The sequence below is a fragment of the Stenotrophomonas lacuserhaii genome, from assembly GCF_039674585.1.
In the GTDB taxonomy this organism is placed as follows: Bacteria; Pseudomonadota; Gammaproteobacteria; order Xanthomonadales; family Xanthomonadaceae; genus Stenotrophomonas; species Stenotrophomonas pennii_A.
On sequence record NZ_JBDJNU010000011.1, the window covers coordinates 1 to 25,894 of the forward strand.

A 25,894-nucleotide genomic window follows, 5' to 3' on the forward strand; every position below is an offset into this window, starting at 1 on the left:
TCGGGGGCGGGGTTTCACTTTCTTGTTTGTTTTCGGTGGGGGTTTGTTTTTGTGGGGGGGGGGGTGGGGGGGGGGGGGGGGGGGGGCCACGCCGTGAATACCTCCCTGTAGGCTCGTCGCCGCATCCATGCGGCTCTAACGGCCCCGCACCGCCCCCTCCCACCCCGCCAGACAGATGGCCGCTGCTGTGGGGGAAGGAAGAGCAAGGGCAAAGGCGGTCGACCGTGGCAGGGGTCCTGCCGCCGGGCACGGGGACTCGCAGGCGGGGTCGGGGCAGGCCACACAGGACTCTGTGAGGCAGGAGCCGAACTGAAGCCCCCATGGAAGGGTTCACGGCGTGTCCTGTGTGGCCTGCCCCGACCCCGCCCCACCGTGGAAACGAAGGCGCTGCGCTTCCACCTGAATGGGCATCTGCCCGCGCCTGAAACAAGGTTTTCGCGAAACGGCCAGATCGCGGTATGATGATGGACTTCTTTTTCCAAATCCGGCGCCGACTGGCCCCCTTTCGCATGTCCATCGAAAATCTTCGCAACATCGCCATCGTCGCGCACGTCGACCATGGTAAGACCACCCTGGTCGATCAGCTGCTGAAGCAGTCCGGCACCCTGTCCGAGCGTACCGTCCTCGCCGAGCGCGTGATGGACAGCAACGACCAGGAAAAGGAACGCGGCATCACCATCCTGGCCAAGAACACGGCCATCACCTGGGAAGACAAGAAGACCGGTATCAAGAACCGGATCAACATCGTCGATACCCCCGGACACGCCGACTTCGGCGGCGAAGTGGAGCGCGTGCTGTCGATGGTCGACACCGTGCTGATCCTCGTCGACGCGATGGACGGCCCGATGCCGCAGACCCGCTTCGTGACCCAGAAGGCCTTCGCGATGGGCTTCAAGCCGATCGTCGTGGTGAACAAGGTCGACCGTCCGGGCTCGCGTCCGGACTGGGTGATCGACCAGGTCTTCGACCTGTTCGACAAGCTCGGCGCCACCAATGAGCAGCTCGATTTCCCGATCGTCTACGCCTCGGCCCTGAACGGCTATGCCGGCCTGGAAGACAGCGTCCGCGACGGCGACATGACCCCGCTGTACGAAGCCATCATGCAGCACGCGCCGAAGCCGGAAGTGGATCCGGACGGCCCGTTCCAGATGCGCATCAGCCAGCTGGACTACAACAACTTCGTGGGCGTGATCGGCATCGGCCGCATCCAGCGCGGCACCCTGAAGAAGAACATGCAGGTCGCGGTGATCGACCGTGAAGGCAAGAAGCGCAACGGCAAGGTCGCCCAGGTGCTGGGCTTCCTGGGCCTGGAGCGCATCGAGCAGGACACCGCCGAAGCCGGCGACATCGTCGCCATCTCCGGCATCGCCGAGCTGACCATCTCCGACACCCTGTGCCATCCGGATACCCCGGAAGCGCTGCCGGCGCTGACCGTCGATGAACCGACGATCTCGATGACCTTCCAGGTCAACAATTCGCCGTTCGCCGGCAACAAGGACCTGTCCGGTGGCAAGTTCCTGACCAGCCGCCAGATCAAGGACCGCCTGGACCGCGAACAGGTCCACAACGTGGCCCTGAAGGTGGAACAGCTGGAAGACGCCGACAAGTTCCTGGTCTCCGGCCGTGGCGAGCTGCACCTGTCGGTGCTGATCGAGAACATGCGTCGCGAAGGCTACGAGCTGGCCGTGTCGCGCCCGGAAGTGATCATCAAGCAGATCGACGGCCAGGCCATGGAGCCGATCGAACAGCTGGTGGTGGACATCGAAGAACAGCACCAGGGCGGCGTCATGGAAAAGCTGGGCACCCGCAAGGGCCAGCTGAAGAACATGGAGCCGGACGGCAAGGGCCGCGTGCGCCTGGAATACCAGATCCCGGCGCGTGGCCTGATCGGCTTCCAGAACGAGTTCAAGACCCTGACCCAGGGCTCGGGCCTGCTGTTCCACGTCTTCGACCATTACGGTCCCAAGGAACAGGGCAGCATCGCCAAGCGCCAGAACGGCGTGATGATCGCCAATGCGCCGGGCGCCACCCCCGCCTACTCGCTGGGACCGCTGCAGGAACGCGGCAAGCTGTTCGCTGCCGAAGGCGACAACGTGTACGAAGGCCAGCTGATCGGTATCCACTCCAAGGACAACGACCTGACCGTCAACGCGATCAAGACCAAGCCGCTGACCAACATGCGCGCTTCCGGCAAGGACGATGCGATCCAGCTGACCCCGGCGATCAAGTACTCGCTGGAGCAGGCCCTGGACTTCATCGAAGACGACGAGCTGGTCGAGATCACGCCGAAGGAAATCCGCCTGCGCAAGAAGGGGCTGACCGAAAGCGATCGCAAGAAGGCCTCGCGCGGCGGCTGAGCCGGCACGTGAGCCAGACCGCCTACAACCCGGATCCGAAACGGCATCCGGGGCTGCATGTCATCGCCCTGCTCGAAACGGGCAAGGCGGTGCTTGCACTGCTGGCGGCGACCGGGCTGGAACTGCTCGGTCCGCAGCCACTGCGCGATGGAATCAGTGCCCTGATCCGGCGTTTCAGCCTGGACCCGGATCACGGCGCCCTGCCCTCGCTGCTCAACATGATCAGTCCCGACGCGGTGCACCTGGCGGCGGCGGCGATGCTCGCCTATGCGGTGCTGCACCTGGTGGAAGCCTGGGGCCTGTGGCGCGCCAAGGCCTGGGCGTCGTGGCTGGGCTGCGTGTCAGCCGGCATCTACCTGCCCTTCGATGTGTACGCCATTGCCCGCCATCCCGGCTGGGCCTCCTGGACCGTGCTGGTGATCAACCTGCTGGTGGTCTACGTGCTGGCGCGCGACATCCTCAAGCGCAAACCCTGACGACCCCGCGATACACTGGGCCGGTGACCAAGCCGCCCCTCATGCGCATCGTCCCGAAGCTGCAACCCTGTTTCCGCCTGTCCACCGTGCTCGCCGCGGTGCTGTTGGCGTGCCCGGGCGGCCTGTCGGCAGCGCCGTCACGAACGCCCACGGCGCATCCTGCGGCTGCGGCTGCGGCTGCGGCGCCTTTCGCCTATGCCGAAGCCGAAGTCGCCGACCTGCAGGCACGCATGCTGGCCGGGGAGCTGACCAGCCGCACCCTCACCGGCGCCTATCTGGAACGGATCGCTACGCTGGACCGCACGGGACCGCGCCTGCGTGCGGTCATCGAACTCAACCCGGATGCGCTGAAGGAGGCCGGCGAACGCGACCAGGAGCGCCGCAGCGGCCGCCTGCGCGGCCCCCTGCATGGCATCCCGGTGCTGCTGAAGGACAACATCAACGCCGCGCCCATGAGCACCACGGCCGGTTCGCTGGCCCTGGCCGGTTTCCGCCCGCCGGACGCCTTCCTGGTGCGTCGCCTGCGCGAGGCCGGCGCGGTGATCCTCGGCAAGGGCAACCTGAGTGAATGGGCGAATTACCGGGGCGAGGACTCCCCCTCCGGCTGGAGCGCACGCGGCGGCCAGACCCGCAACCCGTATCGGCCCGGCTACAGCCCCTGCGGCTCCAGCAGTGGCAGCGCGGTGGCGGTGTCCGCCAATCTGGCCGCCGTGTCCATCGGCACCGAAACCGATGGCAGCATCGTCTGTCCTGCCGCCGTCAACGGCGTGGTCGGCCTGAAGCCCACCGTGGGCCTGGTCAGCCGGGATGGCATCGTCCCGATCTCCTTCAGCCAGGACACGCCAGGGCCGATCACCCGCACGGTGGCCGATGCCGCCGCAGTGCTGACGGCCATCGCCGGACGTGATGATGCCGACCCGGCTACCGCCACCCTGCCGGGACGCGCGGTGTACGACTACACCGCGCGGCTGAATCCCGATGGCCTGCGCGGCGCCCGCATCGGCGTGCTGGACAGCCCACTGACCCAGCGCCCCGGCATCGGCCCGCTGATGCAGCATGCGGTGGACGAACTGCGCCGGGCCGGCGCGACGGTGGTGAGGGTGCCGGCGCTGGACGAGACGCAGTGGGCCGAGGCCGAGCAGACCGTGCTGCGCTTCGAGTTCAAGGCCGGCCTGGAACGCTATCTGCGTCGCTGGAAGGCGCCGCTGCGCACGCTGCCCCAACTCATCGCCTTCAACAGGGAACACGCCGCCCAGGAACTGCCGCTGTTCGGCCAGGAACTGCTGGAAGCGTCGGCACAGGCGGGCACGCTGGGCGATGCAGGCTATATCCAGGCGCGCAGCCAGGCGCGGCGTTTGGCCGGTGAACAAGGCATCGATGCCTTGCTGCGCGCCCACCAGCTGGATGCCCTGGTGGCGCCGACCACCGGTACCGCATGGCCGATCACCCGCAGCGGCGGCGATGCCTTCCCCGGCGGCAGCTACAGTGCCGCCGCCGTTGCCGGCTACCCCAGTCTGAGCGTGCCGATGGGCCACGTGGATGGCCTGCCGGTGGGGCTGCTGTTCATGGGCACCGCCTGGACCGAACCGCGCCTGATCGAACTGGGCTATGCCTACGAACAGCGGACCATGGCGCGCCGTCCGCCGCCGTTGTAAGCCTGGCTCGTCGACATTCCGCCGAGCATGGCTCGGCGCTACCCGGGTGCGGCCGCCGAGCATGGCTCGGCGCTACCCCACGGCCGGCTCGCCATCTTCCGCACCGGGAGAACGGACATCCGTTTCGGGCGGCGCCGCCACCCGGTGACGCGGCATGTCGGCGCCCTCTTCCATCTGCGCGCGCAGCCGCGGCAACGCCTGCGGGTGCTCACGCGCGAGGAAATCCAGCATGCGTTCACGCACCAGGCAGCGCAGGTCGAAGGCGTCGCCGGAGTTGCGCGCACTGACCAGCAGGCGCACCTGCAGGGTGTGTTCGGTGGTCTCGGTGACCTGGGTGACGCAGACCCGGCCATCCCATAGCGGGGCGTCCTTGCAGATGCGCTCAAGCTCTGCCCGTATCGCGGGAATCGGCGCGCGGTAGTCCAGCCACAGGAAGGCGGTACCCAGCAGGTCGGCGCTGCGCCGGGTCCAGTTCTGGAACGGGTTTTCGATGAACCAGGTCAGCGGCACCACCATCCGTCGTTCGTCCCAGATGCGGACCACGACGTAGCTGCTGCCGATCTCCTCGATGCGCCCCCACTCCCCTTCCACGATCACCACGTCATCCAGCCGGATCGGCTGGGTCACCGCGATCTGCATGCCGGCGATCAGGTTGCCGAACACCGGCTTGGCGGCAATACCGGCGACCAGGCCGATCAGGCCTGCCGAAGCCAGCAGCGCCGAGCCGATCTTGGCCACCATCTCGAACTGCAGCAGCACCAGCGACGCGCCCAGGATGATGATGCCGCCCATGAGCACGCGGCTGAGGACGCGGGTCTGGGTCTGGATGCGACGGGCTTCGAGGTTGTCGGCGACTTCGATGGGATGGTTGCGCAGGATGGCTTTTTCACCGGCGGCGACCGCGCGCACCAGCAGCCAGATGAAGCAGGCGGTCAAGCCGATGTGGGCGACGCGCTGTGCCTGTACCAGCCAGCCACCGTGCAGGGGCGTGGCTTCCAGCGCCGGAACCATCAGGAACAACGGGAACGCCAGCGCCAGCGGCGGACCCAGCATCCGGCCGATACGTGCGCGCCGCCGGTCCCTGCCGGCCAGGCGACGATACAGCGCCAGGATGACCCATGCGCCCAGCGCACCGACCACCAGTGCGATGCCCAGCGGTACCACGTAAGCCTGCACCTGTTCCCACTGCATCACCCTTGCACCTCCGCCACCACGTCAAAGGATCAGCGTGTCGCAAAGGCCATGATCGCGGCGTCAGCCGTTCGTAAACAGGGGGTCAGCGTCAGGGGTCAGCCCGCCTGCTTGCGCACGATCGCCATTGCGATTTCCAGCGACTGCTCGTAGTTCAGTCGCGGATCCACGCTGGATCGATACGCTCGTTCCAGGTCGCGTTCGGTGAGCTCGCGTGCGCCGCCGGTGCACTCGGTGACATCCTCGCCGGTCATCTCCAGGTGGACGCCACCCAGTCGCGTGCCCGCCGCGGCATGCAGGTCGAAGGACAGCTCCACCTCACCGCGGATGTTGTCGAAGCGACGCGTCTTGTAGCCGTTGCCGGTGCTTTCGGTATTGCCATGCATCGCATCGCAGACCCACAGCACGCGACGCCCGTCGCGCTTCACCGCATCCAGCAGCGGCGGCAGCTTGTCGGCGATCTGCGCCGCGCCCATGCGGTGGATGAAGCTGAGGCGACCCGGTTCGTCCTGCGGATTCAACACGTCCATCAACCGCAGCAACTGGTCCGGCTGCACCGACGGACCGACCTTGATCGCGATCGGGTTGCGTACGCCACGCAGGTACTCCACGTGGGCACCGTCCAGCGCCGCCGTACGCATGCCGATCCACGGGTAGTGCGTGCTCAGGTTCAGCCAGCCCTGCTGGCGCGGCACCTGGCGGGTCAGGCCCTGCTCGTAGGGCAGCAGCAGCGCCTCGTGCGAGGTGTAGAAATCGACGCGCTTGAGGTTGTGCACGCGCGAGCCGGAGATGGTTTCCATGAAGCCGATCGAATCTTCGATCGAGGTCACCATCTTCTGGTACTCCACGGCCAGCGGCGAATGCCGCACCCACTCCAGGTTCCAGTATTCCGGGTGGTGCAGGTCGGCGAAGCCGCCGTCGATGAGCGCGCGCACGAAGTTCATCGTCATCGCCGAATGCGCATGCGCCTGCAGCATCCGCTTCGGATCAGGCAGGCGGGCCGCCTCGGTGAACGCCGGCGCGTTGATCACATCGCCGCGGTAGCTCGGCAGGGTCACCCCGTCGCGCGTTTCGGTATCGGCAGAACGCGGCTTGGCGTACTGGCCGGCGAAGCGCCCGACCCGGATCACCGGCTTGCGCAGGCCGTGCACCAGCACCAAGCTCATCTGCAGCAGCACCTTGAGCCGGTTGGAGATCATGCCCGACTCGCAGTCGCTGAAGTTCTCCGCGCAGTCACCGCCCTGCAGCAGGAAACGGCGCCCTTCCTGGGCGTCGGCCAGCTGCTGCTTCAGTGCGACGATCTCCCACGAGGTCACCAGCGGCGGCAGCCGCTTCAGCTCATGCAGTGCGGCATCCAGCGCCACTGGATCCGGGTAGGTGGGCATCTGCAGTGCGGTCCTGCCGCGCCAGCTGTCCGGTGACCAGTCGACGGTGGGCAGGGAATCAACGGACGACATGGCGAACTCCAGAACGTTCAGGGTAGCGCCGAGCCATGCCCGGCGGAACAACTACAGCAGGCACGATCAGCGCGTGCGGCGAAACGATACCAGCAACGCCCAGGCCGCCAGCAGAGCGAACCACGCCAGCGACCACATCGGCATCGTCAGGCCCAGGAAGGTCCAGTCGATGTTGCCGCAGTTGCCGGTGCCGGTAAGCACCGTGCGGAACACTTCGAAGGGCCCCATGGTTTCGCTCAGGAAGGCCAGCGGCGGGCCGCAGGTGGCGCCGAACTCCGGCGGGATCATCTGCACGTACACGTGCCGTGCGGCGATGCCGATGCCCACGCCGGCGGCAATGAAGGCCAGTACCCCGTAGGTGACCCGGCCGGGGCGGTTGGACGGCCCGTGCAGCGCACCGATCAGGAACAGCAGGCCCAGCGCGGCGAAGGCGATGCGCTGGAAAATGCACAACGGGCACGGCTCCAGCCCCATCTGCAACTGCAGGAAGATGGCGTAGCCGAGCAGACCCGCACAGATCAGGAAACCCAGCAGGAACTGGGCGCGGAACGGCCAACGGAACGGATTCATAGGGCGACTCTAGCCAGGCAGGTGCCAAGGGTAACCGACCGGCGCCGCCGTTCGAACCGCCGCGCGCCGCGCCGGTCGGAATATCGCCGCCTGCCAACGCAAAAGCCCGGCACGAGGCCGGGCTTCTGACGGAAAATCAGGAAACGGTCCGATTACTCGGCCACTTCCTCGGCAACGGCAGCCGGACGGTCGACCAGCTCGACGTAGGCCATCGGCGCATTGTCGCCGGCGCGGAAACCGCACTTCAGCAGGCGCAGGTAGCCACCCGGACGCGACGCGTAACGCGGGCCGAGGATGGTGAACAGGTTGCCGACAGCTTCGTTGTCACGCAGGCGGGCGAAGGCCAGGCGACGGTTGGCGACGGAGTCGACCTTGGCCAGGGTGATCAGCGGCTCGGCGACGCGGCGCAGTTCCTTGGCCTTCGGCAGGGTGGTCTTGATCAGCTCGTGCTTGAACAGCGAGGCAGCCATGTTCTTGAACATCGCTTCGCGGTGGGCGCTGGTGCGGCTGAACTTACGGCCGGATTTCTGGTGACGCATGGTGGTGATTCCTTTGCAAGATTGAGGCTTTGGGGATCGTTGTCGCCGTCATGGCGCTGAATTCGGACTGCGGATGGTCCTGGCCGCCCGTCCTGGTCGGCCTGTCCGCGGACGTTTCGTCCGTCGGTTTGTGCGAAGGCCCCACCGTCGCCGGTGGAGCCTTTCGCCGTACTGCAGAAGCAGGTATCAGCCCAGCATGCCGTGGCTGGCGACACCGGCCGGCGGCCAGTTCTCCAGCTTCATGCCGAGTGACAGGCCACGCTGGGCCAGCACTTCCTTGATTTCGGTGAGCGACTTCTTGCCCAGGTTCGGGGTCTTCAGCAGCTCCACTTCGGTCTTCTGGATCAGATCGCCGATGTAATAGATGCTTTCCGCCTTCAGGCAGTTGGCCGAACGCACGGTCAGCTCCAGGTCGTCGATCGGGCGCAGCAGCACCGGATCCACGCCGTTGTTGGCCGGCTTGGCCGCACCGCGGTCGCGGTGGGTGAAGTCACCAAACACCGACAGCTGGTCGCTGAGGATGTCGGCGGCGGTGCGCACGGCTTCTTCGGCGTCGATGGTGCCGTTGGTCTCGATATCGATGACCAGCTTGTCCAGGTCGGTGCGCTGTTCGACACGTGCCGCTTCCACGGCATAGGCGACACGGCGGACCGGCGAGAACGAGGCATCCAGGACCAGGCGGCCGATGGCACGGGTTTCTTCGTCCGGACGACGACGCGCGGCAGCCGGCTGGTAGCCGAAACCACGTTCGATCTTCAGACGCATGTTGACTGCCGTATCCTTGGTCAGGTTGCAGATCACGTGGTCGCCGTTGAGGACCTCCACGTTGTGATCGACCTTGATGTCGGCAGCGGTAACGACGCCCGGACCCTGCTTGGACAGGGACAGGGTGGCGCTGTCGCCGGTATGCATACGGATGGCCACGTCCTTCAGGTTGAGCAGGACTTCAAGCACGTCCTCCTGCAGGCCTTCGACCGTGGTGTACTCATGCAACACGCCGTCGATTTCGACTTCCGTGATCGCGAAGCCCGGGATGGACGACAGCAGGACGCGACGCAGGGCGTTGCCCAGCGTGTGCCCATAACCACGCTCCAAGGGTTCGATAACGACCTTGGCGCGTGTGTCGGTAAGGCGTTCGATCTGCGGGCCACGAGGACGCAGAACCTGGTTGGCGGTAACCGTCATGTTGCGGGTTCTCCTAGTGAACCCCCGGCCGTCGCCGGGGGCTCTCCAATGTGAATTACTTCGAATACAGCTCGACGATCAGCGCTTCATTGATGTCTGCAGGCAGGTCCGAACGATCCGGAACCGCCTTGAAGACGCCGGCGAACTTGCCGGAATCCACTTCAATCCACGACGGACGCATGTCGTGCGTGGCCGAAACGGTCAGGGCTTCCTGAACGCGCAGCTGCTTGGCAGCCTTTTCGGACAGTGCAACCGCGTCGCCGGCCTTGATCTGGTACGAAGCCAGGTTGACCGACTTGCCGTTGACGGTGACACCGCGGTGCGAGACCAGCTGACGCGCAGCCGGACGGGTCACAGCGAAGCCCATGCGATAGACGACGTTGTCCAGACGGGTTTCCAGCAGCTGCAGCAGGTTCTCGCCGGTGTTGCCCTTCTTGGTCGAGGCCTTCTTGTAGTAGTTGCGGAACTGACGCTCCAGCAGGCCGTAGATACGCTTGACCTTCTGCTTTTCACGCAGCTGGGTGGCGTAGTCGGACAGCTTACCCTTGCGGGCAGTGGCGCCGTGCTGGCCGGGCTTCTGCTCCAGCTTGCACTTGGAGTCCAGCGCACGCGCCGGGCTCTTGAGGGAAAGGTCGGCGCCTTCGCGGCGGGCGAGCTTACAGGTAGGACCGATATAACGAGCCATTTCTTATCGCTCCCTTAGACGCGACGCTTCTTCGGCGGACGGCACCCGTTGTGCGGGATTGGCGTCACGTCGATGATGTTGGTGATCTTGTAACCGACGTTGTTCAGCGAACGAACGGCGGACTCACGACCCGGACCCGGGCCCTTGATGCGGACTTCCAGCGACTTCACGCCGTAGTCGAGCGCAGCACGGCCGGCCTTTTCGGCGGCAACCTGGGCAGCGAACGGGGTCGACTTGCGCGAACCGCGGAAGCCGGCGCCACCGGAGGTCGCCCACGACAGGGCATTACCCTGGCGGTCGGTGATGGTCACGATGGTGTTGTTGAAAGAAGCGTGGACGTGGGCAACGCCATCAGTGATGACGCGCTTGATCTTCTTCTTGGTCTTAGCAGCGGGCTTAGCCATTTATGTGTCCCTTACTTCCTGATCGCCTTGCGCGGACCCTTGCGGGTGCGGGCGTTGGTACGGGTACGCTGGCCACGCAGCGGGAGACCGCGACGATGACGCAGACCGCGGTAGCAGCCCAGGTCCATCAGGCGCTTGATCGCGATGCCGATTTCACGGCGCAGATCACCTTCAACGATGTACTTGCCGACTTCCGAACGAAGACGCTCGATTTCCGGCTCCGACAGATCGCGGATCTTGGTGGTCGAAGCAACGCCTGCGACTTCGCAGACCTTCTTCGAACGGGTACGGCCGATGCCGTAAATGCTTTGCAACCCGACCCAGACATGCTTCTGGGCTGGCAGGTTGACGCCTGCAATACGCGCCATGACGCGGTTCTCCAGCTGAGTGATGGCCGACAGCGCACCGTGAAGGCGCGCAAATCCGGCAGGATGGATCAAAAATGTTAACCAACAAACAAGCAGGTTCCGGTTTACTGGAAAGTCCGTGAAACCACGAAGGCTTCATGAACCTTGGCCCGGGGAGTGTGCCCAGGCTCCGGCGCCGGATCAGGTTGGTCGCGACGGCAATCCCGGGGGATTGCTGCCGTGGCCGCCCGCGCTACTCCTGCGCAGGACCACCAGATCTCACCCCCACCCGGAACCGCTGCGGGGGCCGCCCTTCTTTGGATAGCCGGGTCCGCGAAGCGGAGGACCATCACATCAGGAAGACGATAGTGTAACAGGGAGATCAGCCGCGCGCAAAACCGCCGCGGTTGCCGCCCTTCAGGTTTGCCTTCTTCAGCAGGCTCTCGTACTGGTGCGACATCAGGTGCGCCTGCACCTGGGCGATGAAGTCCATCACCACCACCACCACGATCAGCAGCGAGGTGCCGCCGAAGTAGAACGAAGCATTCAGCTGCGTGCGCATCAGTTCCGGCAGCAGGCAGACGATCACCAGGTAGGCCGAACCGGCTGCGGTCAGGCGGGTCAGCACGCCGTCGATGTAATCAGCGGTCGCCTTGCCCGGACGGATGCCCGGGATCAGCGCGCCCGACTTCTTCAGGTTGTCGGCGGTTTCCTGCGAGTTGAACACCAGCGCGGTATAGAAGAACGCGAAACCAGTGATCAGGCCAGCGAACACGATCATGTGCAGCGGCTCGCCCGGGCCCAGCGCATTGGCGATCTTCTGCAGCCACTGACCGGTGGTGCTCTGGTTGGCGGCCTGGCCGGACCACATCGCCAGCGTTGCCGGGAAGGCCAGCAGGCTGGAGGCGAAGATCGCGGGGATCACGCCGGCCATGTTGAGCTTCAGCGGCAGGAACGAGGTCTGGTTCATGTACGCGTTGCGGCCACCCTGGCGACGTGCGTAGTTCACCGTGATGCGGCGCTGGCCGCGTTCGACGAACACCACGAAGAAGGTGAAGGCCAGCACCACCAGCGCGATCAGCAGCAGCTGGATGAACTGGATGTTGCCGTCGCGGTAGGCGTCGAAGGTGTGGATGATCGCGCCCGGCAGGCCGGCGACGATGCCGGCGAAGATGATCAGCGACACACCGTTGCCGATACCGCGCTCGGTGACCTGCTCGCCGACCCACATCAGGAAGATCGTACCGGCGGTCAGCGCGATGATGGCCGTGAGCACGAAGCCCATGCCCGGCGCATACACCACGGCCGCGCCACCCGGCGAGACCTGGTTCTGCAGCGCCAGCGCGATGCTGCCGCCCTGCACCACCGCCAGCAACACGGCGCCGATGCGGGAATACTGGGTGATCTTGCGGCGTCCGGACTCACCTTCCTTCTGCAGCGCCTTCAGCGCCGGGAAGATGTGGACCGCCAGCTGCATCACGATCGATGCCGAAATGTACGGCATGACGTTCAGCGCGAAGATCGAAAAACGGTGCAGGGCGCCGCCCGAGAACATGTTGAACATGTCCACGATGCCGCCGCCCTGCTGTTCCATCATGGCAAGCATGGCATCGGGATTGACGCCCGGGACCGGCACATAGCAGCCGATCCGATAGACGATCAAAGCCCCGACCACGAACAGCAGACGTTGGCGAAGTTCAGTGAACTTGCCCATTCCACCCGCGAGGTTACCGATGCCAGCTTGCGCCATGATGCTATTACTCCGTTACGCTGCCGCCGGCAGCTTCGATCGCAGCCTTGGCACCAGCCGTGGCAACGATGCCCTTCAGGGTGTACGCCTTGGTCAGTTCGCCCTTGACGACGATCTTGGCCCGCTTGGCAATGCTCGGGACCAGCTTGGCTTCACGCAGGATGGCGAAGGTGATCTCGCCGGCCGGCAGCTTGTCCAGCTGGTACAGCAGCACTTCAGCGGTGTCCTTGGCGATCGGCGAATTGAAGCCGATCTTCGGCAGACGACGCTGCATGGGGGTCTGGCCGCCTTCGAAGCCGGCCTTGATCTTGCCGCCACCCTTGCGGGCGAACGAACCCTTGTGGCCGCGGCCGCAGGTCTTGCCCAGGCCGGAGCCGATGCCACGACCGACGCGGGTGCGTGCGGTACGGGCGCCCGGTGCCGGGCTCAGGTCATTCAGATGCATGGTCATTGGATTATTCCTCAACCTTGACGAGGTAGTGAACCTTGTTGATCAGGCCGCGAACCTGCGGGCTGTCCTTCAGTTCACGCACATCGTTGAGCTTGCTCAGGCCCAGGGCGCGGACCGACAGGCGGTGCAGCGACTGGGAACCACGAAGGCCGCGCACCAGGCGCACCTTGACGGTCTTGCCGGTTTCATTAGCCATGGTTCAGATCCTCTACCTTCTTGCCGCGCTTGGCCGCGATGCGGGCCGGCGACTGCGTGGCAGCCAGGCCCTTCACGGTGGCACGCACCAGGTTGATCGGGTTGCGCGAGCCGGTGGCCTTGGCCAGCACGTTCTTCACGCCAACGGCTTCCAGCACGGCACGCATGGCGCCGCCGGCGATCACGCCGGTACCTTCCGAGGCCGGCTGCATGAACACACGGGCTGCGCCGTGACCGTCCTTGACCGTGTGCCACAGGGTGCCGTTGTTCAGATCGACGGTGACCTGGTTCTTGCGGGCCTGTTCCATCGACTTCTGGATGGCGACCGGCACTTCACGCGCCTTGCCATAACCGAAACCGACCTTGCCTTCGCCATCGCCGACCACGGTCAGTGCGGTGAAGGTGAACTGGCGACCGCCCTTGACGGTCTTGCTGACGCGGTTGACCGCGACCAGCTTCTCGATCATGCCGTCGTCGACTTTCTCTTCGCGGTTACGGTCGCGATCGCGACCCCGCTGCTGACGTTCTTCTGCCATTTCTATTCCTTGGTTGATTGGGTATGTACGGCTCAGGGCCGCTTATGGTTGTGGAGTGGAGCGTTGTTCCGTCATGTCGTTGCAGAAGAACGACAGCGTCCGGCCACCCTCTGGCCGGCGAGCAGGCGGAAAGGAGCCCGCAGGCTCCTTTCCTTGTCCCTTAGAACTGCAGGCCGGCTTCGCGGGCAGCGTCAGCCAGGGCCTTGATGCGGCCGTGGTAACGGTAACCCGAACGGTCGAAGGCAACCTTCTCGATGCCAGCGGCCTTGGCGCGCTCGGCAACGATACGACCCACCTTGGCGGCGGCGTCGGCGTTCTTGCCATTCTTCAGGCCATCCTTGACGTCGGCCTGGGTGGTGTTGGCGGCAGCCAGCACCTTCGAGCCGTCGGCAGTGAAGACCTGCGCGTACAGGTGCTGACCGGTGCGCAGCACCGACAGACGGGCGACGCCGAGCACACGGATGTGGGCGCGGGTCGACTTGGCACGACGCAGACGGGCGATGTTCTTGTTCATGATTATTTGTCCTGGAAAGCTGAAGGTCAGGCTTCTCCCTGGGGAGTCCGCACACGGAGGTGCGGGCTCTTGCGAGGGACTGGCGCTTACGCCTTCTTGGCTTCCTTGCGAATGATGACTTCGTCGGAGTACTTCACGCCCTTGCCCTTGTACGGTTCCGGCTTGCGGAACGCACGGATCTTGGCGGCGACTTCACCGACGACCTGCTTGTCCGCGCCCTGGACCAGGATCTCGGTCTGGGTCGGGGTGGAGATGGTGATGCCTTCCGGCGCCACGTACAGCACCGGGTGCGAGAAACCGAGCGCCAGGCTCAGGTCCTTGCCCTGCATCGACGCACGGTAACCGACGCCGACCAGCTCCAGCTTGCGCTCGAAGCCTTCGGTGACGCCCTTGACCATGTTGGCCAGGATCGCGCGGACGGTACCGGTCAGCGGCACGAGGGCTGCGTCTTCGGTGCTCAGGGTGGCAACGCCGTTCTCGACATTGATTGCGATACCAGCCGGCTTGGCCAGCGACAGGGTGCCCTTCGGGCCCTTGGCGGTGACGTTGTCGTTCTGGACGTTCAGTTCGACCTTACCCAGGTCGATCGGCTTCTTGGCTACACGGGACATGTCTTACTCCTTTCGCCTTAGGCCACGAAGCACAGGACTTCGCCGCCGACGCCCAACTGGCGCGCCTGCGCATCAGTCATGATGCCCTTGGAGGTGGAAATGATGGAGATGCCCAGGCCGTTCATGACCTTCGGCAGTTCGCTCTTGCCACGGTACTGGCGCAGGCCCGAACGCGAGAAGCGCTTCAGGGTCGCGATGACCGGCTTGCCTTCGAAATACTTCAGCACGATTTCCAGCTCGGACTTGTTGTTCTCGAGCGCGGTAACGCGCAGGTCGGTGATGTAACCCTCGTCCTTCAGGACCTGGGCGATCGCAACCTTGATCTTGGACGACGGGGCTTTCACCGTCTGCTTGCCAACCGCTGCCGCATTCTTGATGCGGACCAGCAGGTCGGCGATGGGATCAGTCATGCTCATTATGAGTACCTTTGAGTGCACCGATATCCGCTTTCGCGAATTCTGTCTTTGTTCCTGGAATGGGCCAGGACCCTGTTACTCCCCCACGACAGGCGCAGAGCGAGACGCGGGAGTATACGCCAAAAGAGCCCGACTTGCGTCGGGCTCCCTGGTTTTTTCTGGAGGGCAGCTGAACTTGCCTCCCCTGGATCCGCCCTGCCCTGTTCAGGCAAGGCGGTCAGCTGTTACCAGCTGGCCTTGCGCAGGCCCGGGACGTCACCACGCATGGTGGCTTCGCGGAGCTTGTTGCGGCCCAGGCCGAACTTGCTGTACACGCCACGCGGGCGGCCAGACAGTTCGCAACGGTTGCGGTGGCGGCTCGGCGACGAATCGCGCGGCAGCTTCGACAACTTGGTGGAGGCTTCGATCTTCTCGTCGTAAGACGCGTCCGGGGAGGACACGATCTTCTTCAGGGCAGCGCGCTTGTCAGCGAACTTCTCAGCCAGCTTCTTCCGCTTGATGTCGCGGTTGACCATGGAGGTCTTTGCCATTTCGGATATTCCTCGACGTATCAGTTACGGAACGGGAACTTGAACGCTGCCAGCAGCGCCTTCGCTTCCGCATCGGTCTTCGCCGTGGTGGTGATGGCGATATCCATGCCGCGGATCGCGTCGACAGCGTCGAAGTCGATTTCCGGGAAGATGATCTGTTCCTTCACACCCATGTTGAAGTTGCCGCGACCGTCAAAGGAACGACCGGAAACACCACGGAAGTCGCGCACGCGCGGCAGCGAGATGTTGATCAGGCGGTCCATGAACTCGTACATCTTTTCACGGCGCAGCGTGGTCTTGCAGCCGATCGGCCAACCATCGCGGATCTTGAACGACGCAACCGACACACGCGACTTGGTGACAACCGGCTTCTGGCCGGAAATCTTGGTCATGTCGCCGACGGCGTTTTCCAGGATCTTCTTGTTGGTCGCTGCTTCACCGACACCCATGTTCAGGGTGACTTTGACCAGCTTCGGCACTTCCATCGGATTCTTGTAGCCGAACTGCTTCATCAGCGCCGGGACTACTTCTTCCTTGTAAAACTTTTCGAGACGGGTATTCATCAGCGCATCCTCAGGCGTCGAGCGCCTCACCGCTGGAGCGGAACACACGCAGTTTGCGTCCATCCTCCAGCACCTTGAAGCCAACGCGCTCGCCCTTGCCCGTTGCCGGGTTGACGACGCTTACGTTGGAGATATGGATCGACGCTTCACGCTCGACCACGCCGCCGGCAACGCCTGCCTGCGGATTCGGCTTGGTGTGGCGCTTGACGATGTTCACGTTGGCGACGACCACACGGTCGCCGTCGACGCGGACGATTTCGCCCTGCTTGCCCTTGTCCTTGCCAGCGGTGACGACAACCTGGTCGCCCTTCTTGATACGGTTAGCCATGATTATCTCCTGTCGCTCACAGCACTTCGGGAGCGAGCGAGACGATCTTCATGAACTTCTCGGAACGAAGTTCACGCGTCACCGGTCCGAAGATACGGGTGCCGATCGGCTCCTGCTTGTTGTTCAGCAGGACAGCCGCGTTGCCGTCGAAGCGGATCAGCGAACCGTCCGGACGACGAACACCCTTGCGGGTACGGACAACAACGGCGTCGTAGACTTCGCCCTTCTTGACCTTGCCGCGCGGAATCGCATCCTTCACGGTGACCTTGATGATGTCACCGATGTGGGCATAACGGCGCTTGGAACCGCCAAGCACCTTGATGCACATCAGTTCCTTGGCACCGGAGTTGTCCGCGGCGTCAAGGTAGCTCTGCATCTGGATCATGAGTCAGATCTCCTTATTCAGCCGCACGCGTGATGACTTCCACCACGCGCCAGTTCTTGGTCTTGGACATCGGAGCAATCTCGGTCACGCGCACGACATCGCCTTCGTTGCAGGCATTGTCGGCATCGTGGGCGTGCAGCTTGGTCGAGCGCTTGATGTACTTGCCGTACAGCGGGTGCTTGACCTGGCGTTCCACCAGGATGGTGACCGTCTTGTCCATCTTGTTGCTGACGACACGGCCTTCGACCGTGCGCAGCGCTTTGTTTTCAGTATTGTCGCTCATAGCGGCCATCCTTACTTGATGCTGCCGAGCAGGGTCTTGGTGCGAGCAATCTCGCGCCGGACCCGGCGGATATCGTGAGTCTTCGGCAGCTGGCCGGTGACCTGCTGCATACGGACAGAGAACTGTTCCTTACGCAGGTCGATCAGGTGGGCCTTCAGTTCGTCAGCCGACTTTTCACGGAGTTGTTTGAGGTCCATCAGCGCACCGTCCGGGTTACGAAAGTGGTGGTGACCGAAAGCTTGGCGGCGGCCAGGCGGAACGCCTCGCGTGCCACGTCTTCGGTTACACCCTCGATTTCATAGATCATGCGGCCGGGCTGGATCTGGGCCACCCAGTATTCCACGTTGCCCTTACCCGAACCCATTCGAACTTCGATGGGCTTCTTGGTGATGGGCTTGTCGGGGAACACACGGATCCACATCTTGCCACCGCGCTTGACGTAGCGGCTGATCGAGCGGCGGGCCGCTTCGATCTGACGCGCGGTCAGCTGACCGTGGGCGGTTGCCTTCAGGCCGTACTCGCCGAAGCTGACAGCGTTGGCGCTCCAGCTCAGGCCGTCGTTACGACCCTTATGTACCTTGCGGTATTTGGTTCGCTTGGGTTGCAACATTGTCGTTACCTCGCTTCACGAGCCGGGCGCTGACGGTCACCGCGGTCGCCGCGATCGTTACGATCGTTGCGCGGGGAATCGTCCTGCTTTTCCTGGCCAACCTGGGAGAAATCGAAGACTTCGCCCTTGTAGATCCAGACCTTGATGCCGATGATGCCGTAGGTCGTCTTGGCTTCAGCGAAGCCATAGTCGATGTCGGCACGCAGCGTGTGCAGCGGCACGCGGCCTTCGCGGTACCACTCCGAACGGGCGATTTCCGCACCGTTGAGGCGGCCACCGACGTTGACCTTGATGCCCAGGGCACCGAGGCGCATCGCGTTGCCGACCGAGCGCTTCATTGCACGGCGGAACATGATGCGACGCTCAAGCTGCTGCGCGATGGACTCGGCAACCAGCTGGGCGTCCAGCTCGGGCTTGCGCACTTCGGTGACGTTGATGTGCGCCGGGACGCCCATCATTTCGCTCACTTCCTTGCGCAGCTTCTCGATGTCCTCACCGCGCTTGCCGATCACCACGCCCGGACGGGCGGTGTGGATCGTCACGCGAGCGGTCTTGGCCGGACGCTCGATCAGGATCTTGCTGATGCCGGCCTGCGCGAGCTTCTTGCGCAGCATTTCCCGCACCTTCAGGTCGGCCGCCAGGTAACCAGCGAACTCGGCCTTGTTGGCGTACCACTTGGAGTTCCAATCCTTGGAAATACCGAGGCGGATACCAATCGGATGAACTTTATGACCCATGGTCTTTTCCTTTCCGCTTACTTGCCGGCGCCCACAACCACAGTGATGTGGCTGGTGCGCTTGAGGATGCGGGTACCGCGGCCTTTCGCCCGCGCCATGAAACGCTTCAGGGTCGGACCTTCATCTACCATGATGGTCTGGACCTTCAGCTCGTCGACGTCAGCGCCCTGGTTGTTCTCGGCATTTGCAATAGCCGACTCCACCACCTTCTTGATCAGGTGGGCAGCCTTCTTGTCCGAGAACTTCAGCAGGTTGACCGCACGCTCGGCAGGCAGGCCGCGCACCTGGTCAGCGACCAGGCGTGCTTTCTGCGCAGAGATGCGTGCGGAGCGCAAAATGGCTTTCGCTTCCATTGTCATCTCTCCTTACTTGCCGGACTTCTTGTCACCACCGTGACCCTTGAAGGTCCGGGTGATGGCAAATTCGCCGAGCTTGTGGCCGACCATGTTCTCGTTGATGAGAACCGGGATGTGGTTCTTGCCGTTATGCACGGCAATGGTGACGCCTACCATGTCAGGCAGGATCATCGAACGACGCGACCAGGTCTTGATCGGACGCTTGCTACCCGCAGCGGCAGCCACCTTAGCAACCAGGTGGTGATCGACAAACGGGCCTTTCTTGAGTGAACGTGCCATGGTCGATTAGCCCCTACGATCGCGGACGATGAACTGCTGAGTGCGCTTGTTGTGGCGCGTCTTGTAACCCTTGGTCGGGACACCCCACGGGGTGACCGGATGCGGATTACCCTGGCCGGCCTTCGCCTCACCACCGCCGTGCGGATGGTCAACCGGGTTCATGGCAGCACCACGAACGGTCGGGCGGACACCGCGCCAGCGCTTGGCGCCAGCCTTGCCCAGCTTTTCCAGGTTGTGCTCGTCGTTACCGACTTCACCGATGGTGGCGCGGCACTCGACCGGCACCTTGCGCATTTCACCCGAGCGCAGGCGCAGGGTGGCGTAGATGCCTTCACGAGCAACGAGCTGCACGGCGGCGCCGGCGGCACGAGCGATCTGTGCACCCTTGCCCGGCTTCAGTTCGATGCCGTGGATGGTGGTACCGACCGGGATGTTGCGCAGCGGCAGCGTGTTGCCTGCCTTGATCGGCGCATCGGAGCCCGCGATCACCTGGTCACCGGCCTTCAGGCCCTTCGGTGCGATGATGTAGCGACGCTCACCGTCGACGTAGCACAGCAGGGCGATATGGGCGGTGCGGTTCGGATCGTATTCAATCCGTTCCACGCGCGCCGGAATGCCTTCCTTGTTGCGCTTGAAATCGATGACGCGGTAATGCTGCTTGTGACCACCACCGACGTGACGCGTGGTGATGCGACCGTGGTGGTTACGACCACCGGACTTGCTCTGCGGCTCCAGCAACGCTGCGTGCGGTGCGCCCTTGTGCAGATCGGGCGTAACCACGCGCACGGCCGAACGGCGGCCGGGGGAAGTGGGCTTGAATTTCATCAATGGCATGGGATGGACCTCAGGCCTTGGCCGTTACATCGATGGACTGGCCATCGGCCAGGCGCACGTACGCCTTGCGCCAATCGCCACGGCGGCCAGCGCGGTTACGGAAGGACTTGTTCTTGCCCTTGACGTTCAGCACGTTGACGGCCTCGACCTTGACGTCGAACAGCTGCTCTACCGCGGCCTTTACATCGGCCTTGGTGGCTTCGTTCGAAATCTCGAAGACATACTGGTTGGAAAGTTCCTGCAGGCGCGCGGTCTTTTCAGAGACTCGCGGAGCGCGCAGCACGCTGAAGATTTTCTCGTTGCTGCTCATGCCAGCCACTCCTCGACCTTCTTGACCGCGTCAGCGGTAATGATGACCGTATCGGCACCGACCAGCGACACCGGGTCCAGGCCCTGCACGTCACGCACTTCCACGTAGGGAATGTTGCGGGCCGACAGGTACAGGTGCTCGGATGCATCTTCAGTGACGATCAGCGGGCGCTTGCCCACTTCCAGGCCGGCCAGCTTGGCGATCAACGACTTGGTGTTGGTCGCTTCGACATCGAAGGCCTCCACGATCGTCAAACGGCCCTGGCGGTTCAGCTCGGACAGGATCGCGCACATGGCGGCACGGTACTGCTTACGGTTGACCTTCTGCTCGAAGCTGCGCGGCTTGGCCGCGAAGGTGACGCCACCGCCGACGAAGATCGGAGCCGTCAGCGCGCCATGACGCGCACCGCCGCCCTTCTGCTTCTTCGACTTCTTGGTGGTGCCAGCCACTTCAGAACGAGTCTTCTGAGCCTTGGTACCGGCGCGACCGGCGTTGCGATAGGCGACGACGACCTGGTGAACCAGATCTTCGCTGAAATCGCGACCGAACACGGCTTCGGAGACCGAGACCTTGTTGTTGCTACCCGTGATAACGAGTTCCATCGTCATCTCTCCTTATGCCTTGCTCGCCGGACGGACGATCACGTCGCCACCCGCCGCGCCAGGAACGGCGCCGCGAACTGCGATCAGACCGCGCTCGACGTCGACCTTGACAACTTCCAGGTTCTGGGTGCTCTGCTGCACCGAACCCATGTGACCGGACATCTTCTTGCCCGGGAACACGCGGCCGGGCGTCTGGCGCTGACCCAGCGAACCCGGCGCGCGATGCGACAGCGAGTTGCCGTGGGTAGCGTCACCCATGCGGAAGTTGTAGCGCTTGATGGTGCCCTGGAAGCCCTTGCCCTTGGTGACACCCTGGACGTCGACGATCTGGCCGACTTCGAAGATGTCCGCCTTGACTTCGCCGCCAACGGCGAAATCGCCGAGCTGCGCGTCTTCAACGCGGAATTCCCACAGGCCACGACCGGCTTCGACCTTCGCCTTGGCGAAGTGGCCGGCTTCCGGCTTGTTGACCAGGGCAGCACGACGTGCGCCGACGGTCACCTGCACGGCGCTGTAGCCGTCGGTTTCGACGGTCTTGATCTGCGCGATGCGGTTCGGGGAAGCTTCGATCAGGGTCACCGGGATGGACTGGCCATCTTCAGTGAAAACGCGGCTCATGCCAGCCTTGCGGCCCACGAAGCCCAACGAATATTTCTTCGTCATGGTCGTAGTCCTCAGGTCAGCTTGATCTGAACGTCGACGCCGGCAGCCAGTTCGAGCTTCATCAGCGCGTCCACGGTCTTGTCGTTCGGATCAACGATATCGAGCACGCGCTTGTGCGTGCGGGTCTCGTACTGGTCACGCGCGTCTTTGTCGACGTGCGGGGAGACGAGGATGGTGTAGCGTTCGATCTTGGTCGGCAGCGGGATCGGGCCACGCACTTGCGCGCCGGTCCGCTTTGCCGTTTCTACGATCTCGCTGGCCGAACGGTCGATCAAGCGATGATCGAACGCCTTCAGCCGGATACGGATCTTTTGGTCCGCCATGACGGGGGTTCCTTCGTTAAAAGAGCGACGGACAAGGCCTCTGGGTTGCCATGTCCCATGAATATCCTGAATACAGACGGCCCGCACTCCTGCAGGCCGACAAGGTCAATCCCTTAACCTCAAAAACGTAGGCAGGTCGGTTTCCCGGCCTGCCCAGACGTAGAAGCATAGCGCACATACAAAAAGCCTGTCAACACAGTGTGTTGACAAAGCCTGAATGGCGCGACCGATCCTGGTCCGGGGAACACGAAACACATCCTGTGTTTCTTTTCCCTTTTAAAAGCACCCCGATGCCCTACCCAGGCAACATCGGGGTGCAGAGTCTAACAGATTACTTGATGATCTTGGAGACCACGCCGGCGCCGACGGTACGACCGCCTTCGCGGATGGCGAAGCGCAGGCCTTCGTCCATGGCGACCGGGTTGATCAGGGTGACAACCATCTTCACGTTGTCGCCCGGCATCACCATTTCAACACCTTCCGGCAGCTTGGCAGCGCCGGTGATGTCGGTGGTGCGGAAGTAGAACTGCGGACGGTAGCCGTTGAAGAACGGGGTGTGACGGCCGCCCTCATCCTTCGACAGCACGTACACTTCGCCTTCGAACTCGGTGTGCGGCTTGATCGAACCCGGCTTGCACAGGACCTGACCGCGCTGCACGTCGTCACGCTTGGTGCCGCGCAGCAGCAGACCGGCGTTGTCGCCTGCCTGACCCTGGTCGAGCAGCTTGCGGAACATTTCCACGCCGGTGACGGTGGTCTTGACGGTGTCACGGATACCGACGATTTCGATTTCTTCGCCGACCTTGATCACGCCGCGCTCGATACGACCGGTCACCACGGTGCCGCGGCCCGAGATCGAGAACACGTCTTCCACCGGCATCAGGAACGGCTTGTCGACGTCACGCTCCGGCAGCGGAATCCAGCTGTCCAGGGCTTCGACCAGCTTGATCACGGCCGGCACGCCGATGTCGCTCTGGTCGCCTTCCAGCGCCAGGCGGGCCGAACCGGCGATGATCGGGGTGTCGTCGCCCGGGAAGTCGTACTTGCTCAGCAGCTCGCGCACTTCCATTTCGACCAGCTCGAGCAGCTCGGCGTCGTCGACCATGTCGGCCTTGTTCAGGAACACGACGATGTACGGCACGCCGACCTGGCGCGACAGCAGGATGTGCTCGCGGGTCTGCGGCATCGGGCCGTCAGCAGCGGAACAGACCAGGATCGCGCCATCCATCTGCGCAGCACCGGTGATCATGTTCTTGACGTAGTCGGCATGGCCCGGGCAATCGACGTGGGCGTAATGACGAACGGTGGATTCGTATTCGACGTGTGCGGTCGAGATCGTGATGCCACGTGCCTTTTCTTCCGGCGCGGCGTCGATCGCGGAGTAATCCTTGAACTCGCCACCGAAGCGCTCGGCACCGATCTTGGTCAGTGCGGCGGTCAGCGTGGTCTTGCCGTGATCGACGTGACCGATGGTGCCGACGTTGACGTGCGGCTTGGTGCGCTCGAACTTACCCTTTGCCATTTCTATCTACCTTTTAGTTTCTAAAGTGGTGTGGAGGACCTGAGCTGGGCTCAGGCCTTCTTCATGACTTCGTCGGCGATGTTGCTCGGCGCCGGCTCGTAGTGGTCGAACTCCATCGTGAACGTGGCACGGCCCTGGGTCTGCGAACGCAGCGAGGTCGCGTAGCCGAACATTTCACCCAGCGGGATCATCGCGTTGATGATTTCCGCCGAACCGTCACCGGTCACGCTCGAACCCTGCAGCATGCCGCGACGACGGCTGACGTCGCCCATCACGTCACCCTGATAGTCGCTCGGGGTCACGATCTCGACCTTCATGATCGGCTCCAGCAGGACCGGCTTGGCCTTGGAGAAGCCCTGCTTGAAGGCCATCGAGGAGGCCAGCTTGAACGCCATTTCCGAGGAGTCGACGTCGTGGTACGAGCCGAACACCAGCTTGACCTTGACGTCCACGACCGGGAAGCCAGCCAGCGGACCGCTGGTGATGGTTTCGCGCAGGCCCTTTTCGATCGACGGAATGAATTCCTTCGGAATCACGCCACCGGTGATGTCGTTGATGAACAGGAAGTCGTCCTTGATCATCGGACCGATCTTCGGATCGGCACGGTCTTCAGCGGTGATCGGCGACAGCTCGATCACGACGTGACCGTACTGACCCTTACCACCGGACTGCTTGGCGTGCTTGTAGTCCGACTTCACATCCGACATCTGGATGGTTTCGCGGTAAGCCACCTGCGGCTTGCCGACGTTGGCTTCAACGTTGAACTCGCGCTTCATGCGGTCGACGATGATGTCCAGGTGCAGCTCACCCATGCCCGAGATGATCGTCTGGCCGGATTCCTGGTCGGTCTTCACGCGGAACGACGGATCTTCCTGGGCCAGGCGGCCGAGGGCGAGACCCATCTTTTCCTGGTCGGACTTGGTCTTCGGTTCGACGGCCATCGAGATGACCGGCTCCGGGAACACCATGCGCTCCAGGATGATCGGGTGCTCCTGCGAGCACAGCGTGTCACCGGTGGTGGTGTCCTTCAGACCCACGGCCGCGGCGATGTCACCGGCCAGCACTTCCTTGATCTCTTCGCGATCGTTGGAGTGCATCTGCAGGATGCGACCGATGCGCTCCTTCTTGCCCTTGACCGAGTTCAGCAGCTGGTCGCCGGCGTTCAGCGTGCCCGAGTAGACACGGAAGAAGGTCAGCGCGCCGACGAACGGGTCGGTGATGATCTTGAAGGCCAGCGCCGAGAACGGCGCCTTGTCGTCCGACTTGCGGCTCAGGGCGACGGTTTCGTCGTCCACGTCGGTACCGGTCACGTCCGGCACGTCGATCGGCGACGGCAGCAGCTGCACGACGCCGTCCAGCATGGCCTGCACGCCCTTGTTCTTGAACGCCGAACCGCAGTACATCGGCACGATGTCGGTGGCCAGCGTGCGCACGCGCAGGGCCTCGACGATCTCGGCCTCGGTCAGCTCTTCGCCGCCCAGGTACTTTTCCATCATCTCTTCGCTGGCTTCAGCCGCGGCTTCGATCATGTAGGTGCGGGCCTCTTCGGCCTCCGCCAGCATGTCGGCCGGGATCTCCAGGTAATCGAACTTCATGCCCTGCGAAGCTTCATCCCAATGGATGGCCTTCATCTTGATGAGGTCGACCACGCCCTTGAAGTTTTCTTCAGCGCCGATCGGCAGCTGCATCGGCACGGCAACGGCACCGAGCTTGGCCTTCAGCTGGCCAACGACCTTGGTGAAGTTGGCACCGGTACGGTCCATCTTGTTGACGAAGGCAATGCGCGGCACCTTGTACCGGTTGGCCTGGCGCCACACGGTTTCGGACTGCGGCTGGACGCCACCGACGGCGCACAGCACGAACACCGCACCGTCGAGCACGCGCAGCGAGCGCTCCACTTCGATGGTGAAGTCGACGTGCCCGGGGGTGTCGATGATGTTGAAACGGTGCTCCGGCAGGGACTTGTCCATGCCCTTCCAGAACGCGGTGGTGGCAGCGGACTGGATCGTGATGCCACGCTCCTGCTCCTGCTCCATCCAGTCCATGGTGGCAGCGCCGTCGTGCACTTCACCGATCTTGTGGCTCTTGCCGGTGTAGAACAGGATGCGCTCGGACGTGGTGGTCTTGCCGGCATCGATGTGGGCCATGATGCCGAAATTGCGGTAACGCTCGATGGGAGTGGTGCGGGCCACGGGGAGCCTCTCGATTTCTTGGATTTCGGATGGCCGAA

At 63.6% G+C, this 25,894-nt stretch carries 35 protein-coding genes; 3 read left to right on the forward strand and 32 right to left on the reverse strand.

The features are described from left to right. Positions 1-509 precede the first annotated feature (509 nt). The 3 genes from typA to ABE522_RS06405 are packed head-to-tail and all read left to right on the forward strand — an operon-like array spanning position 510 to position 4,488. Positions 510-2,357, forward strand: a complete 1,848-nt coding sequence (gene typA, locus ABE522_RS06395; RefSeq protein ID WP_042614231.1) for a translational GTPase TypA — start codon at positions 510-512, stop codon at positions 2,355-2,357. 8 nt (positions 2,358-2,365) lie between these two features. Then, positions 2,366-2,833, forward strand: coding sequence for a DUF2127 domain-containing protein (locus ABE522_RS06400; protein WP_042614204.1), 468 nt, complete (start codon positions 2,366-2,368; stop codon positions 2,831-2,833). Between the two features lie 41 nt (positions 2,834-2,874). Continuing rightward, positions 2,875-4,488, forward strand: a complete 1,614-nt coding sequence (locus ABE522_RS06405) for an amidase (RefSeq protein ID WP_346590996.1) — start codon at positions 2,875-2,877, stop codon at positions 4,486-4,488. 72 nt (positions 4,489-4,560) lie between these two features. Here the strand turns inward: ABE522_RS06405 and ABE522_RS06410 are convergent, their stop codons facing one another. The 32 genes from ABE522_RS06410 to fusA all read right to left on the reverse strand — a co-directional run bounded on the left by ABE522_RS06410 (position 4,561) and on the right by fusA (position 25,856). After that, a complete protein-coding gene (locus ABE522_RS06410) occupies positions 4,561-5,679 on the reverse strand; it encodes a mechanosensitive ion channel family protein (protein ID WP_346590997.1) in 1,119 nt (372 codons plus the stop codon). Between the two features lie 98 nt (positions 5,680-5,777). Continuing rightward, positions 5,778-7,136: a class II 3-deoxy-7-phosphoheptulonate synthase gene (locus ABE522_RS06415; protein ID WP_346590998.1), complete on the reverse strand. Its 1,359-nt coding sequence runs from the start codon at positions 7,134-7,136 to the stop codon at positions 5,778-5,780. A 66-nt stretch (positions 7,137-7,202) separates the two neighbouring features. Continuing rightward, positions 7,203-7,706, reverse strand: a complete 504-nt coding sequence (locus ABE522_RS06420) for a disulfide bond formation protein B (RefSeq protein ID WP_042614207.1) — start codon at positions 7,704-7,706, stop codon at positions 7,203-7,205. 152 nt (positions 7,707-7,858) lie between these two features. Continuing rightward, entirely contained in the window at positions 7,859-8,245 is a 387-nt protein-coding gene (gene rplQ, locus ABE522_RS06425) for a 50S ribosomal protein L17 (protein ID WP_042614208.1), read from the reverse strand. 186 nt (positions 8,246-8,431) lie between these two features. Continuing rightward, complete coding sequence (locus tag ABE522_RS06430) at positions 8,432-9,430, reverse strand: DNA-directed RNA polymerase subunit alpha (RefSeq protein ID WP_042614209.1); 999 nt, start codon at positions 9,428-9,430, stop codon at positions 8,432-8,434. A gap of 55 nt (positions 9,431-9,485) precedes the next feature. Next, on the reverse strand, positions 9,486-10,115 hold the full coding sequence (gene rpsD, locus ABE522_RS06435) for a 30S ribosomal protein S4 (RefSeq protein ID WP_042614210.1): 630 nt from the start codon (positions 10,113-10,115) through the stop codon (positions 9,486-9,488). Between the two features lie 14 nt (positions 10,116-10,129). Further along, positions 10,130-10,519 carry a 30S ribosomal protein S11 gene (rpsK, locus tag ABE522_RS06440; protein ID WP_042614211.1) on the reverse strand — a complete coding sequence of 130 codons (390 nt, stop codon included), beginning with the start codon at positions 10,517-10,519 and terminating at the stop codon, positions 10,130-10,132. Positions 10,520-10,530: 11 nt separating this feature from the next. Further along, entirely contained in the window at positions 10,531-10,887 is a 357-nt protein-coding gene (rpsM, locus tag ABE522_RS06445; protein WP_042614233.1) for a 30S ribosomal protein S13, read from the reverse strand. Between the two features lie 361 nt (positions 10,888-11,248). Further along, a complete protein-coding gene (secY, locus tag ABE522_RS06450) occupies positions 11,249-12,616 on the reverse strand; it encodes a preprotein translocase subunit SecY (RefSeq protein ID WP_042614212.1) in 1,368 nt (455 codons plus the stop codon). A gap of 7 nt (positions 12,617-12,623) precedes the next feature. Next, entirely contained in the window at positions 12,624-13,067 is a 444-nt protein-coding gene (gene rplO / locus ABE522_RS06455; protein WP_042614213.1) for a 50S ribosomal protein L15, read from the reverse strand. A 4-nt stretch (positions 13,068-13,071) separates the two neighbouring features. After that, on the reverse strand, positions 13,072-13,263 hold the full coding sequence (gene rpmD / locus ABE522_RS06460) for a 50S ribosomal protein L30 (protein WP_042614214.1): 192 nt from the start codon (positions 13,261-13,263) through the stop codon (positions 13,072-13,074). Next, complete coding sequence (rpsE, locus tag ABE522_RS06465) at positions 13,256-13,798, reverse strand: 30S ribosomal protein S5 (RefSeq protein ID WP_042614215.1); 543 nt, start codon at positions 13,796-13,798, stop codon at positions 13,256-13,258. The genes rpmD and rpsE overlap by 8 nt, the downstream gene beginning before the upstream one ends. 160 nt (positions 13,799-13,958) lie before the next feature. Further along, complete coding sequence (gene rplR / locus ABE522_RS06470) at positions 13,959-14,318, reverse strand: 50S ribosomal protein L18 (protein ID WP_346591031.1); 360 nt, start codon at positions 14,316-14,318, stop codon at positions 13,959-13,961. 80 nt (positions 14,319-14,398) lie between these two features. Next, positions 14,399-14,923 carry a 50S ribosomal protein L6 gene (gene rplF / locus ABE522_RS06475; protein WP_346590999.1) on the reverse strand — a complete coding sequence of 175 codons (525 nt, stop codon included), beginning with the start codon at positions 14,921-14,923 and terminating at the stop codon, positions 14,399-14,401. Between the two features lie 17 nt (positions 14,924-14,940). Next, positions 14,941-15,339, reverse strand: coding sequence for a 30S ribosomal protein S8 (gene rpsH / locus ABE522_RS06480; protein WP_004145387.1), 399 nt, complete (start codon positions 15,337-15,339; stop codon positions 14,941-14,943). A gap of 224 nt (positions 15,340-15,563) precedes the next feature. Next, positions 15,564-15,869 carry a 30S ribosomal protein S14 gene (rpsN, locus tag ABE522_RS06485; RefSeq protein ID WP_182342225.1) on the reverse strand — a complete coding sequence of 102 codons (306 nt, stop codon included), beginning with the start codon at positions 15,867-15,869 and terminating at the stop codon, positions 15,564-15,566. 20 nt (positions 15,870-15,889) lie between these two features. Next, positions 15,890-16,432: a 50S ribosomal protein L5 gene (rplE, locus tag ABE522_RS06490; RefSeq protein ID WP_042614219.1), complete on the reverse strand. Its 543-nt coding sequence runs from the start codon at positions 16,430-16,432 to the stop codon at positions 15,890-15,892. 10 nt (positions 16,433-16,442) lie between these two features. After that, positions 16,443-16,760, reverse strand: coding sequence for a 50S ribosomal protein L24 (gene rplX / locus ABE522_RS06495; RefSeq protein WP_042614220.1), 318 nt, complete (start codon positions 16,758-16,760; stop codon positions 16,443-16,445). A 16-nt stretch (positions 16,761-16,776) separates the two neighbouring features. Next, the gene (rplN, locus tag ABE522_RS06500; protein WP_042614221.1) at positions 16,777-17,145 is read right to left on the reverse strand and encodes a 50S ribosomal protein L14; all 369 of its coding nucleotides are present in this window, start codon (positions 17,143-17,145) and stop codon (positions 16,777-16,779) included. A 13-nt stretch (positions 17,146-17,158) separates the two neighbouring features. Then, positions 17,159-17,428: a 30S ribosomal protein S17 gene (gene rpsQ / locus ABE522_RS06505; protein WP_042614222.1), complete on the reverse strand. Its 270-nt coding sequence runs from the start codon at positions 17,426-17,428 to the stop codon at positions 17,159-17,161. Between the two features lie 11 nt (positions 17,429-17,439). Then, positions 17,440-17,625: a 50S ribosomal protein L29 gene (gene rpmC / locus ABE522_RS06510; RefSeq protein ID WP_042614223.1), complete on the reverse strand. Its 186-nt coding sequence runs from the start codon at positions 17,623-17,625 to the stop codon at positions 17,440-17,442. Then, positions 17,625-18,038, reverse strand: a complete 414-nt coding sequence (gene rplP / locus ABE522_RS06515; protein WP_042614224.1) for a 50S ribosomal protein L16 — start codon at positions 18,036-18,038, stop codon at positions 17,625-17,627. Before rplP ends, rpmC begins: the two co-directional genes overlap by 1 nt. Positions 18,039-18,043: 5 nt before the next feature. Further along, a complete protein-coding gene (gene rpsC, locus ABE522_RS06520; protein WP_042614225.1) occupies positions 18,044-18,775 on the reverse strand; it encodes a 30S ribosomal protein S3 in 732 nt (243 codons plus the stop codon). A 17-nt stretch (positions 18,776-18,792) separates the two neighbouring features. Then, positions 18,793-19,128 carry a 50S ribosomal protein L22 gene (gene rplV, locus ABE522_RS06525; protein WP_017355410.1) on the reverse strand — a complete coding sequence of 112 codons (336 nt, stop codon included), beginning with the start codon at positions 19,126-19,128 and terminating at the stop codon, positions 18,793-18,795. A gap of 12 nt (positions 19,129-19,140) precedes the next feature. Then, positions 19,141-19,410, reverse strand: coding sequence for a 30S ribosomal protein S19 (gene rpsS / locus ABE522_RS06530; protein WP_042614226.1), 270 nt, complete (start codon positions 19,408-19,410; stop codon positions 19,141-19,143). A 6-nt stretch (positions 19,411-19,416) separates the two neighbouring features. After that, complete coding sequence (gene rplB, locus ABE522_RS06535) at positions 19,417-20,244, reverse strand: 50S ribosomal protein L2 (RefSeq protein ID WP_042614227.1); 828 nt, start codon at positions 20,242-20,244, stop codon at positions 19,417-19,419. A gap of 10 nt (positions 20,245-20,254) precedes the next feature. Next, complete coding sequence (gene rplW, locus ABE522_RS06540) at positions 20,255-20,554, reverse strand: 50S ribosomal protein L23 (protein WP_042614228.1); 300 nt, start codon at positions 20,552-20,554, stop codon at positions 20,255-20,257. Beyond that, positions 20,551-21,156, reverse strand: a complete 606-nt coding sequence (gene rplD / locus ABE522_RS06545; protein ID WP_042614229.1) for a 50S ribosomal protein L4 — start codon at positions 21,154-21,156, stop codon at positions 20,551-20,553. The genes rplW and rplD overlap by 4 nt, the downstream gene beginning before the upstream one ends. 12 nt (positions 21,157-21,168) lie before the next feature. Next, positions 21,169-21,819 carry a 50S ribosomal protein L3 gene (gene rplC, locus ABE522_RS06550; protein WP_042614230.1) on the reverse strand — a complete coding sequence of 217 codons (651 nt, stop codon included), beginning with the start codon at positions 21,817-21,819 and terminating at the stop codon, positions 21,169-21,171. An 11-nt stretch (positions 21,820-21,830) separates the two neighbouring features. Next, positions 21,831-22,142, reverse strand: coding sequence for a 30S ribosomal protein S10 (gene rpsJ, locus ABE522_RS06555; RefSeq protein WP_010341589.1), 312 nt, complete (start codon positions 22,140-22,142; stop codon positions 21,831-21,833). Positions 22,143-22,473: 331 nt separating this feature from the next. Continuing rightward, positions 22,474-23,664, reverse strand: coding sequence for an elongation factor Tu (gene tuf, locus ABE522_RS06560; RefSeq protein WP_101098575.1), 1,191 nt, complete (start codon positions 23,662-23,664; stop codon positions 22,474-22,476). Between the two features lie 50 nt (positions 23,665-23,714). Next, the gene (gene fusA / locus ABE522_RS06565; RefSeq protein WP_346591000.1) at positions 23,715-25,856 is read right to left on the reverse strand and encodes an elongation factor G; all 2,142 of its coding nucleotides are present in this window, start codon (positions 25,854-25,856) and stop codon (positions 23,715-23,717) included. Positions 25,857-25,894 lie beyond the last annotated feature (38 nt).